Source organism: bacterium, assembly GCA_018830565.1.
GTDB lineage: Bacteria > UBA9089 > JAHJRX01 > JAHJRX01 > JAHJRX01 > JAHJRX01.
The window spans coordinates 1-11,848 of the sequence record JAHJRX010000015.1 but is presented as its reverse complement, the minus strand read 5'-3'; the positions used below and the strand labels follow the sequence as shown (position 1 = coordinate 11,848).

Annotated in this window: 10 protein-coding genes; all 10 read right to left on the bottom strand. The window is 31.1% G+C overall.

What is annotated here, in order from left to right:
• Positions 1-607: 607 nt before the first annotated feature.
• Positions 608-1,714 carry a hypothetical protein gene (locus tag KJ849_01105; GenBank protein ID MBU2599171.1) on the bottom strand — a complete coding sequence of 369 codons (1,107 nt, stop codon included), beginning with the start codon at positions 1,712-1,714 and terminating at the stop codon, positions 608-610.
• Positions 1,715-1,923: 209 nt separating this feature from the next.
• Positions 1,924-3,999, bottom strand: coding sequence for a tetratricopeptide repeat protein (locus tag KJ849_01100; protein ID MBU2599170.1), 2,076 nt, complete (start codon positions 3,997-3,999; stop codon positions 1,924-1,926).
• A gap of 20 nt (positions 4,000-4,019) precedes the next feature.
• Positions 4,020-4,721 (bottom strand): DUF2225 domain-containing protein, encoded by a 702-nt coding sequence (locus KJ849_01095; protein MBU2599169.1) that lies wholly within the window; start codon positions 4,719-4,721, stop codon positions 4,020-4,022.
• Positions 4,678-5,133 (bottom strand): transcription antitermination factor NusB, encoded by a 456-nt coding sequence (gene nusB, locus KJ849_01090; protein MBU2599168.1) that lies wholly within the window; start codon positions 5,131-5,133, stop codon positions 4,678-4,680. The genes KJ849_01095 and nusB overlap by 44 nt, the downstream gene beginning before the upstream one ends.
• Before the next feature lie 33 nt (positions 5,134-5,166).
• On the bottom strand, positions 5,167-5,631 hold the full coding sequence (gene ribH, locus KJ849_01085) for a 6,7-dimethyl-8-ribityllumazine synthase (GenBank protein ID MBU2599167.1): 465 nt from the start codon (positions 5,629-5,631) through the stop codon (positions 5,167-5,169).
• Positions 5,632-6,043: 412 nt separating this feature from the next.
• Positions 6,044-7,246, bottom strand: coding sequence for a bifunctional 3,4-dihydroxy-2-butanone-4-phosphate synthase/GTP cyclohydrolase II (locus KJ849_01080; protein MBU2599166.1), 1,203 nt, complete (start codon positions 7,244-7,246; stop codon positions 6,044-6,046).
• A gap of 98 nt (positions 7,247-7,344) precedes the next feature.
• Positions 7,345-8,952 (bottom strand): diguanylate cyclase, encoded by a 1,608-nt coding sequence (locus KJ849_01075; GenBank protein MBU2599165.1) that lies wholly within the window; start codon positions 8,950-8,952, stop codon positions 7,345-7,347.
• Complete coding sequence (locus KJ849_01070) at positions 8,949-9,299, bottom strand: response regulator (protein MBU2599164.1); 351 nt, start codon at positions 9,297-9,299, stop codon at positions 8,949-8,951. Before KJ849_01070 ends, KJ849_01075 begins: the two co-directional genes overlap by 4 nt.
• Before the next feature lie 66 nt (positions 9,300-9,365).
• The gene (locus tag KJ849_01065; GenBank protein ID MBU2599163.1) at positions 9,366-10,859 is read right to left on the bottom strand and encodes a HAMP domain-containing protein; all 1,494 of its coding nucleotides are present in this window, start codon (positions 10,857-10,859) and stop codon (positions 9,366-9,368) included.
• Between the two features lie 37 nt (positions 10,860-10,896).
• Entirely contained in the window at positions 10,897-11,523 is a 627-nt protein-coding gene (locus tag KJ849_01060) for a riboflavin synthase (GenBank protein MBU2599162.1), read from the bottom strand.
• Positions 11,524-11,848 lie beyond the last annotated feature (325 nt).

Below are 11,848 nucleotides of genomic sequence, written 5' to 3'. Positions count from 1 at the left end.
TTAAGATTTCCTACATAAAGTTTACTAACTTGCATTTCTTATCCTCCGTCTTTATTTTTTCTCTCTAAAATCTAAAATAATATCTCTATAGAGGCAGAAAGCAAGATAGCTATCTATCCTAACTAAATGATAATATTATTAAGGAAGAGAGAGTTTAAAAAAATCTATTTTTGGTAAACTATTTTTGAAAATACTTCTCCAAAAATATTGATACTATTTTGATATAAATACCACCTCCTTCTAAAAAATATATTAAAATATAACATCCTAGACCCAAATAAATCAGGTTTGCAATTTCAGAATACAGAATATTCTGAATTCTGACTACTGAATTCTGAATACTAAGGACTTAATTTTCGTAAACCAACTTTCATTGGATAGATAGTAGTTATTAATGAAAATTAGACATAGGAAATAATACCGAGCAATAAAAGATAAACTCATTTGGAGTTAAAAAAATTAATTTACTCTATGTCAAATTTTAACTAATAAGTACTATAATTATATAATATATCATATATTAATTATATATCATATATTATATATCATACTTTACTAAAATTTACTATTTTACCTTAAAAAAGTCAAACTTTTTTTATTATTTTTCTTATTTGTTAATACTAAATAATAAAATATAAATAATTATGATAAAAAATCCAATCAGCAAGGCAAAAGATAAGATCTTATAAATAATCAAAGTATAATCTTTGTTATCTTTTAATTTTTCAAAAGAAGAAGCCAATATAACTTTAACTTCAATATTTTCAGGAGCTTCTCCTTTTATTCCTGGTCCTAAATTTACTAATACTTTAACTTCATGATTGCTAACGGGAATCACTTCTTCTACATAAGCCACCAGAGGAATAATTTGATTTTCTTTTCTTCCTCCCATAAGGGTAGCAATATACCTTCCTACTTCTCTGTTATCTATAATTTTAACAATAACCCGATCTCCTTTTCTTAATTCAGAAACTAAGATACCAGTTAATGGAGATACAGCTAAAGCTACTTCAAGAGCAAGATAAGCTTCTTTTTTTTCTCTTTCTACTTTTTGGACTATTCTTGGTTCTTCTCTTTCCTCTTTCCCGCTCTTTATTTTTGACTCTGGCTCTAAAGTACTTATTAAATTTATATCTGCTTTTAGTTCTAAGTTGTTATCATTAATAACATTAGCAACCTCTTCCTTGAGCCACTCTTTAAATAAGTCATAACTCCCCTCTTTTAATGCTTGGAAAAATTGGGTCTTCTTATTTTTGGAACGAAAAATTTCTTTAATCCGATGTTTTAAGATTCCTGTAAATCGAGGAACAATGCCCTCTTTTAATTGCAAGCCATATACTACTCTCTCAAAATTTTCCCAACTTGCTGATTCGTCAAACTGGCATAATCTTTTATCGTTAGCTATAGCTACTTCTAACTTTTCAAGTATCTCGCGGTTTGAATCTAAGATCATAAATATCATCCCATAATACTTAATGCCCTCTGCTTTAAACCTGGCCTTGACAATAATAGTATTCTTTTTCTTATGGGCATTAATAATTTCAAGGGCTTGATTTATATTTCCAGCTGTAAAATCCATCATCGCTGAAGCTTGTTGAAAAGTACATCCACTTTCTTCTATTAACCTAGACACCTTCTTTTCTATAGAGCTATCGACTTTACGATCATCTAACTTTTCCATTAAAGACTCTAATTTTTTATCAAGTTCGTCCATTGTTATCTTTTCCTTTATAGCACTTATTAATGAATATAGCACTTATTAATGAAAATTTGACCTATAGCAAATTAATTGAGTGCCAACGAGTTTATCTTTTATTGCTTGGTATTATTTCCTATGTCCGGTTTTCGTTAACAACTACTTTATTAGTCTTAGCTGGCTGCTGAAAGCTTTCGGCTGAACGTTGACTATATTTATACTCTTATTCATAGGACTTTAAAACTTGGATTTAATTCTTTAATCCTTTGATAACATTTTAACTCTTCTTCTATCTGGCCAATCTTCCAATAACTCATAGCTAAATTATGCCAAGCTTCTATCCAATCAGGCTTAATATTGACTACATTTTCATAAGCTTCTCTTTCTTGATCTACATTCCCAATTTCTTCAAAGGCGACCCCTAGATTATACCAGGCTTTAGCTAAAGAAGGCTTAAGTTCTACTACTTTTCTAAAGCAGTTAATCTCTTCATTTACTTTGTTTAACCTTCCATAAGTAATCCCTAAATTATACCAGATATGAGCATCTTTAGAATTTATAGATAAAGCTTCTTGAAAGCATAAAACTGCTTGATTATATCTTTCTTTTTCCGTATAAACAATTCCCAAGTTATACCAAACACAAGCATCTTTAGGGTTTATAGATAAAGTTTCTTTGTAGTATTTAACTTCCTCATCTACCCAACCTTTTTTTCCGTAACATAAAGCTAAATTATACCAAGTCTTGTCATTTTTAGGATTTATTCTTATTGCTTCTCTTAGGCATTTAATTTCCTGGTCATAGTCTCCTTTTTTATCGTAAGCTAAACCTAAATTATACCAGGCACTCTCATTTTGGTTATTAATCTTTACTGAGTCGTAGTAACATTTTATTTCTTCATCTAATTGACAGTTTATTCCATAAACTACACCTAAGTTAAACCAAAGACGAGAAGAATTAGGATAGATATTAATTGCTTTTTTAAAACATTCTATAGAACTTTTATAATCTTTTTTGATAAAATAAGTATAACCAAAATTTCCTAAAGCTCGAGCATATATCTCTCGATCAGTTTTACTTTCCCCTACTTTTATCTCATAGTTTAAATACTTTAGTAATTTATCTTCTCCTTCTGTAGCTAAATTACTTATTAACCAGAAGATAGGGAGTTTCTCCTTGTGTTTCTTTAAAAGCTTTAGATATTCTTTTTTTTGATCTTGACTAAATAAGGCATACTTACTACTTAAGGCAATTATTTCTTCAGTAGTATCTACTTTTATTAATACATTGGGAATAACACTTTCCTTTTCATAAGGAAGAGTATGAACAGAAGAAAGAACAATCTCTTTAAGCTCGTCAATAATACTAAAGACTACTATATCTTGTAAATTAGGCAAGAATTTATAAAAAGAATCTTTATAAATAATTTGCTTATCAATAAGTTCGTAAATTGTTCTTTGATCAACACCAAGTATCTTCACTGCCTTTAGTAAATTATTTTCTGAAATTCCATCTTGATAAGCTATTAATTTTAAAATAGATTTTTCACAATCAGTTAATGACCGGTATATAGAATGATAAACTTCCTGTGCTTTTAAAGGAGTTTTTTTAATGATTTCTGTCTTATCTTCTCCAGGAGAAGCACACTTTAGTTTTTGGTAGATTAAGGTAAGGTGAATCAAGGAGATCTTCTCTTTCTTTAAGAGTTCCTCTCTTTCTTCCTGACTTAAAAAATTCTCAAATTTAGCTAAAAACTTTCTTATATCCTTTCTTTCTAACAACCCAGGCAGATATTCTTTAGTAAACTTGTCTTGGATTTTCTCCCATTCTTTTTCTAAGAAAAACATATCATAATACCTTGTCGACATCCAAATCTTTATTTGAGGGAATCTTTGATTAATCTTATATACCAAGTCAATAATTTCGAGATTATTATGAATATTATCAAAGACAAATATACACTTTTCCTTACTCTTCTTTCTAAGGTTTAATCTCTCTATAAATACTTCAAAATCTGGCACTACTTTACTTATTAAGATCCAATAAACTTTATAATCTTTCTCTTCGGCTTTCATGCTTAAATATGAAAGAAGGCTGGTTTTACCAGTGCCAGCTAAACTTATAAAAAGATAATCTTTTATCTCAAATCTTTTCATAAAATCTTCTACTTTTTTAATTTCCACAAAGCATTTAGTAATTTCGTCCCTTGATAAGAGAGGAGATACTTGTAGTTCATCTTTTATATCTCTACTTTTGATAAGACTAAATTCTTTATATCCCCAACCATAATCTTCTATCTTCATAAAATCATACTTTTTCATTCTTAATCTAAGCCTTTTTTCTTATTTTCTTCTTTTTCTATTATCTCTTTAACCATAAAATACTGTTCATGGGCTAATCTTTTTACTTCTAAATTACATCTTCCTTTTCGATCGTCGTATACTCTTCCTAAAAACCTAAGAGCTTCTTGATAATTACCTAATCTACGATTAAGCTCACCTATCAAATATACCACCAAGGAGTGATCCATCTTTAAATCTGGTTCACTTTCATAAGCTGTATAATAACATTGTAAAGCCTTGGCAAGAAAAATTTTCTCTAAAGACCAAACTTTTACTTCCCGCGACAACCAGGCTGCTTTTAAATATAAACTTCCAATCTTTTCATTAGAGCTATCAGTAAGGTTATAACAATAAGCCGCTAATTCATAACCAATCAAGGCTAAATAATGATTTCTCTCCTTGTTAAAATCAGATCCCTTGGCCTTTTGCCTTCTCTCTTCAGTACTCTTTTGTAAAACTTCGATATACTTCTCTTTAAGTGTAGAAAAATCTTCTTTAAAAGCTGCATAATAACATTTTGGGCAAACCCACACTAAATACCAGTTAGGATTCACACTTTCATAAATTCCCCTAAAATCTGTATCCCTTTTTTTTATTCTGATAGTACTTGCCTTTACATTTTTAGTTAAAAATTTATTCTTACAAACCAGGCAATCTACTTGTTTCTCCCAAAATACACCCATGGTAATCCTTTCTTACCACATCTAAAACTCCATTAATAAAAGAAGGGGAATCTTCATCGCTATATTCTTTTGCCAACTCAATAGCTTCATCGATACATACCACATATGGAATATCTAAACAAAAGATTAATTCATAAATACCTATTCTTAAGATATTACGGTTAATGATACTTTGTCTATCAATCCTCCAATTTTTACTATGTTTAGAAATAACTTTATCTATTTCTTGGATGTTTTTTTCTATCCCTTTAACTAACTCTTGAGTATAATCTTTTACCGAACAAGGAATATTCTTCTCTTTGTTCCAAAAATACTCTTGGAAAGTTCCCTTATTTAATGATTGATCACCCACCTCCAGAGCATACAACATCTTTAAAGTTAATTCTCGTGCCCACCTTCTTTTTTTCTTCATTAGTTACTCACTAAATAAGGCCAGCTATCCTCTTTATAAATTTTTATATAAATTAGCCATTTCTATAGCCGTTATGGCAGCATCAAATCCTTTATTCCCACTCTTAGTACCGGCTCTTTCGATAGCTTGTTCAATAGTATCAGCAGTGATAATTCCATATATTACTGGCTTTCCAGAAGAAATAGCCGCTTGAGCAATACCTTTAGCACTTTCATTGCAAATATATTCAAAATGAGGAGTAGATCCTCTTATGATCGTCCCTAAGCAAATAATAGCATTAAAATCTTCGTTTTTGGCAAGTTTAAAAGCCAGGTATGGAATTTCAAAAGAACCAGGAACTCGATAGATAGTAATATTATCATCCAAGGCACTATTTCTTAGCAAGGCATCTAAAGCTCCTTCTTCTAGTCTTTTAGTAATAAATTCGTTAAAACGAGAAATAATAAGAGCAAACTTAAGTCCTTTGGCATCAAAACTTCCTTCACATATTTTTGGCATTTTATACCTCCATTAAATTTTTATTCTTTAAAATTATCTCCTAAATCTTAAAGGATACCTAACTTATATCTCTATATATGCAATCTGATAAATAACTTGACATAATAGTTGTATTTCCACCCCCTAACCCCCGCCAGCGGGGGACAGGCTTGTGAATGTCCGTTTTGTTTCGTTGCCTTTTTCGGACAGGGACAAGCCTAACCCCCGCCAGCGGGGGACAGCCTCGTCCCTATCCCCCGCTGGCGGGGGTTAGGGGGTGGATTTTCCCTACGAGGTATGTCAACTTAATTAATGGATTGCATATAGTAGTTATTAACGAAAACTTGACATAGGAAATAATACCGAGTAATAAAAGATAAACTTATTTGGAGTTAAATTAATTTGCTCTATGTCAAATTTTCATTAATAAGTGCTATAAAAGATGGTCTAATTTTTCTTTCTTGGTCTTTAAATAATCTAGATTAAATTCATTAGGATTAATAATGATAGGAACTCTTTCTACAATCTTTAAACCATAACCCTCTAATCCTACTATCTTTTTAGGATTATTAGTTAAAAGCCGAATAGTAGTTAATCCTAAATCTACTAATATCTGAGCTCCTGTCCCATATTCTCGTAAGTCAACCTTGAATCCTAATTTTTCATTAGCTTCTACGGTATCTAATCCTTGATCTTGCAAAGTATATGCCTTTATCTTGTTGATTAATCCAATTCCTCTTCCCTCCTGACGCATATAGAGTAAAACACCCTTTCCTTCTTTCTCAATCATCTCTAAAGAACGAGCTAATTGCTCCCCGCAATCACAGCGCTTCGATTTAAATACATCTCCGGTAAGGCATTCGGAATGGACCCTGACCAGGATATCTTTACTTCTCTTGACTTCGCCTTTTACTAAAGCCAGATGTTGATATTGATCAATTAGTGACTCATAAGCTATTATTTTAAAACTACCATAACTAGTAACTAAATTAGCCTCCGTTATTTTTTTGACTAACTTTTCTTTCTTCTTGCGATAAGCAATTAAATCTTTAATCGTAATGAACTTTAAATTATGCTTTTTAGAGAATTCGACTATCTCTGGAAGACGAGCCATCGTCCCATCTTCGTGAATAATCTCACATATTACTCCGGCAGGATAAAGTCCAGCTAACTTAGCTAAATCTACTGAAGCTTCGGTGTGGCCAGCTCTAATTAACACTCCTCCTTCTCTGGCTCGCAAAGGAAAGATATGACCTGGTTTTCTTAAATCTTCTGGTTTAGTCTTTGAATTTAAGATAGCTTTAATGGTAAAAGCCCGATCATAAGCAGAAATTCCAGTAGTAATTCCATGCTTAGCATCTACTGAGACCGTAAACGCTGTTTCATGAGCTTCAGTATTATCAGAAACCATAGGATAAATCTTTAATTGATCTAACCGTTGTCCAATAATAGGAAAACAAATTAACCCTCGACCATATTTAGACATAAAGTTTATCAGCGAAGGAGTAACTTTTGCAGCCGCACAAATTAAGTCTCCCTCATTCTCCCTATCTTCATCATCAACCACAACCACCATCTTACCCTTCTTTATATCTTCAATCGCTTCTTCAATGGTGTTAAATCTTATCTTATCCACTTATTTTTTCCTCCTCATAGGAAACAAAACATATTTTACTTTAATATCTTCAATCGCTTCTTTAATGGCGTTAAATTTTATTTATTTATTTGTTTCTCCTAAGAAGCAGAACATATTCTATTCTTACCTTTGGCTTTAGCTTGATATAAAGCTTGATCAGCCTTCTTGACTAACTGGTTTTCTGATCTTCCATCTCTATAATATTCGGCAATACCCATACTTGCTGTTAATCTTAAAATGCCTTCTCCTGAAAGTAGTGGAAACTCATGTTTTTCAATGTTTTTACGAAGCCGCTCTCCTGCTATCTTGGCCATCTTTTTATTTGATTCAGGTAAGATAATCACAAATTCCTCTCCGCCATAACGAGCTAAGATATTTACTTTCCTGAGGCTGAACTTCATAATCTTAGCCACCGTCTTAAGGACTAAATCTCCTTGTTGATGACCATAGCAATTGTTAATATTCCTAAAGTTATCTATATCCATCATAATTAAAGAAAACTTCTTTTGATATCTCTCTGCTCTTAGAAGCTCTTCTTCTATCTTGTTATTAAAGTAGCGATAATTATAAAGCTTGGTCAATTCATCAGTCACCGCTGATAATTCAATCTTCTGATATAAAATAGCATTCTCTAAGGACAAAGAAGCATATTTAGCAATTAGTTTAATTAATCTAATCTCTTCTGGAGTAAAACTATCTAAGTCTTTATGGCTAATACATAATAAACCTTTTAGATTTTGAGAAAATTTTAATTCTATACTTTGATAAGAATTTAACTTAACTCCAACATCTTTAACAATTAAACTTCTTTGTTCTTCTTTAGTTATAATTAAATTTTCCTGACTATAAATTAACTTTTTAATACCAAAATATTTATCAAATTCTCTAATGGTCTCTTTTTCTAAGCACTCAATATACTTATCACCTACCGGTGAATTTATAGTAATCAAAAATTGGGTTTCTTGGTTTTCATCTATAATAAATATGCCAGCTATTGTAAAATCAATAATCTCATTTAAACTTTTTAAGATACCACTAGCACACTCTACTAAACCTAAAGAAGAACTACCTGCTTCCACAACTTCATTAATAATGGTTAAATCATATAAACTTTTATCTAAAAGTTTATTTACTTTAGAGATGATCTTCTTGTTAGCTTTTAATTTATTAGTTAAAAGAGATAATTTCTCAACTTCTTTCTTTGTTTTTTTATACAACCAACTCTTTTCTATAATCGTAGGTATTTGATTACAAAACAAAGTTAAAATTTCTAAGTTTAGTTTATTAAAAGTTTCTCTACTCACCTTATGATTAACATTTAATATTCCTACTACTTCTCTGCCTATCTTCAAAGGCAGACTCAATAAAGAATTGGGGTAGTGTTTTTCTACTCCTTCTTTAGAAAAAATAAGACCTTTTTCAATGTCTTCAACTAATAAAGATATATTTTTTCCAGTTACCCAATCAGAAATTTCTTCATCTAATCCTTTATTTGCTTTTATCTTGAAACCATCATCCTCTTTACCAATCAGTAAAATAGAACCAAGCTTGAGGTGTAGTGTTTTACCTATCTTGTTAATTTCCTCACCAAGACATGCCTCTACCAAACTTAAACTGGCATTAATATCTCCTACCTCACCAACCAAAACAAGATTTAGAAGATATTCTTCTCTATTTAATCTTACTTCTTGTTCAACAACGTTCATTCTTTATTTAAAACCTGGATAATCATTTTTAATAACTCCTCTGGCTCAAAAGGTTTAATTACGTACCTATCAGCGCCTGCTTTTAATCCCCAAAACCTTTGAGATTTTTTATCTTTAGAGGTAAGCATAATAATGGGTATATGCTTATAATCATTATCACTCTTGAGTAATCTACACACTTGGTAGCCATCCATTTCGGGCATCGTCACATCTAAGATCACTAAATCTATCTCTTCTTGATACGCAAATTCTAAACCTTCTATTCCATCACCAGCAGTAACTACATCATAACCTTCTTCTCGAAGGATGCAGCCTAAAATTTCTCGAATTGGTTCCTCATCATCCATCACTAATATCTTTTTTTTTAACTTTATAGATTTCACCTTTTCTCTCCATCTCTCCTTAAGTTTCTCTCAAGAAATCTTTTCCAGATCATCATTTACTGGTAGCAGTACACTAAATATTGATCCTTCATCAACTTCACTCCTTACTAAAATTTTACCTTTATGTTTTTCTATAACATTTTTAGCCACAGAAAGACCTAAGCCAATTCCTTTTGCTTTGGTAGTAAAGAAGGGGTTAAATATCTTTTCTAGATCTTCTTTAGAAATTCCACACCCGTTATCCTTAATATCTACTTTAACCGTCTTTTTATTATCCCTTATTTCTACCTTAGAACTAATAGTAATTTCCCCTTTCTCCGATAAAGATTGAGCGGCATTTAATAAAAAATTCTCTATCCCTTGAATAATTTGATCTTTGTCTCCTCTAACTTCTGGCAAGCCTTCTTCTAATTTCTTTAAAACTTTAACATTTCTTAGAAAAGTAGGAGCTTTGGACTCCAATATTTCCTCTATAATTTCATTAATATTTATTGAGCTAAATTCCAACTCTGTGGGCTTAGAATAAAAAAGAATATTAGAAATAATCTTTTGAGCATAATTTACAGAATAACACATATCATCAGCATGCTTAATTAACTCAGGATTATCTAATAATTTACCTTTTAAGTAATAAGCTATTAATTTAATAGCTCCTAAGGGATTCCTAAGTTCATGGCTGACCATACTAGCAAACTGACCTAAAACAGCCATCTTTTCATTTTGAATTATCCTTTCATGAGCTTCCTGGAGCTCCTTTGTTCTTTCCTTCACCTTTTCTTCTAAGGACTTATTGTATTCTTCAATCTCCTGCCTGGACTTTCTTAAATTTAGGACCATCTGGTTAAAATTTTCTGAAAGTAACCTTATTTCATCATTAGTCTCTAATTTTATTTCCCTACTCAAATCCCCTTTTCCCACTAAACTAACTTCTTCTGTGATCTTAGTAATAGGATTGACTATAAAATTAGTTAAGACAATTACTCCTATTAATCCTAACCCTAAAAAAATAAAGAACATCTGGCTTGTTTCTTTAGCCAGTGCCTTAATCTTTTGATTAATTTCTTGATGGGAATAGATAATCCTTAATCTTAAATTATCCTTTGGAGAAATATCAAGATTAACTTGACTATAATCTTTACCTCTTCTTACCTCGACATTCTCACCATAATAATTTTTTTTAACTGGATTTCCTATCCAGGCAATCTCTTCTTTTTCTTTTTTATACAATTTTAATAAGGAAAGATTATTATCACCGGAAAGAAAAAATATAGTTACCACTTCTTTTTCCTTAAATGTCTCTTTGGCTATTTCATTTAATTTTTCTAAATTTTTATTCAAGATATAAGGCTTGCAGGCAATAGCTAAACTTTTCCCTAAGGTAATATATCTTAATTCTACTTGTTCCTGAATTATATTTTTCCCAAAATACAGAATATAGGAACAAATTAAACCCACCGTTGCTATTAAAAGAGTAGCTACATAAAGACTAACTTTATATCTTATGCTAAACTTAACTTTATCCATATCATGAATCTCCTTTTCCAAAGACTTAGAGAATAACTTATAAAAAACCAGATCTTTCTAAAGTAGAAAGGTTAATTTTCTCTTGATTATCCTGGCTGATAAGTTTTTCTAAATACTTTCCTATCAGATCTGTTTCAATATTAGCTAAGTATCCTACGGAAATTTCACCTAAGTTAGTTACTCTTAGAGTATGGGGAATTAACGAGACTATAAATGTATCTTTACTTAAATCTGCGACCGTTAAACTCATCCCATCTATAGCTACTGAACCTTTCTTAATTATATACTTACTGACAGCTTGGGAAAGCTCAAACTCCATCAAAGTAGAGTTACCCATATTCTTTTTCCTAATTAATCGGGAGGTAGCATCTATGTGCCCGGTAACGAGGTGTCCGCCTAAACGGCTACTTACCTGAAGAGCTCTTTCTAAATTTAGACTCTGGTGAGGATTTAAATAGCTTAAATTAGTAATCTTTAATGTTTCCGGCATCACTTCTACCTTAAAGGAATAATTATCAATCTCAACTACCGTTAGACAAACTCCATTTACTAGAATACTCTCCCCTATCTTAGTATCCTCTAATATTAATTTAGCTTGGATCTTAAGAAAGTTATCTCTTTTTTGGATAACTTTCCCTTTTTCTTCTACAATTCCTGTAAACATAACTATCTTAAAAATAAAAACATAAAGATAAACATCCAATAAAATAAATTAACTTTATAATAACTATCTACCAATGTCAAGACTAATTCAGTCAGTTTACGAATTCCCCAACTTTGTAAAAAGATAGTAGAAACGGATTATTTTTAGAGAAGAAGCAAAAGAGAGAAAAGAGAAAGTAAAAATTTTTCATAGCTCACCCCTCAGGTTTTTCTCTCCATAACCGTACCGTAAATGAATATTCATCTTCTATTAAATCCGGCGCGGTGTCATTATGTTTAAGCATACCGGCAATAATCTTTCTTGGAACTCCAAGACCTGTTGCCTC

Coding starts and splice junctions, on each gene's coding strand:
- nusB (MBU2599168.1), bottom strand. CDS start 5,133: ATGAAGAAAAAAAGAAGGTGGGCACGAGAATTAACTTTAAAGATGTTG.
- KJ849_01075 (MBU2599165.1), bottom strand. CDS start 8,952: ATGAACGTTGTTGAACAAGAAGTAAGATTAAATAGAGAAGAATATCTT.
- KJ849_01065 (MBU2599163.1), bottom strand. CDS start 10,859: ATGGATAAAGTTAAGTTTAGCATAAGATATAAAGTTAGTCTTTATGTA.
- KJ849_01070 (MBU2599164.1), bottom strand. CDS start 9,299: ATGGATGATGAGGAACCAATTCGAGAAATTTTAGGCTGCATCCTTCGA.
- KJ849_01105 (MBU2599171.1), bottom strand. CDS start 1,714: ATGGACGAACTTGATAAAAAATTAGAGTCTTTAATGGAAAAGTTAGAT.
- KJ849_01060 (MBU2599162.1), bottom strand. CDS start 11,523: ATGTTTACAGGAATTGTAGAAGAAAAAGGGAAAGTTATCCAAAAAAGA.
- KJ849_01095 (MBU2599169.1), bottom strand. CDS start 4,721: ATGGGTGTATTTTGGGAGAAACAAGTAGATTGCCTGGTTTGTAAGAAT.
- KJ849_01100 (MBU2599170.1), bottom strand. CDS start 3,999: ATGAAGATAGAAGATTATGGTTGGGGATATAAAGAATTTAGTCTTATC.
- ribH (MBU2599167.1), bottom strand. CDS start 5,631: ATGCCAAAAATATGTGAAGGAAGTTTTGATGCCAAAGGACTTAAGTTT.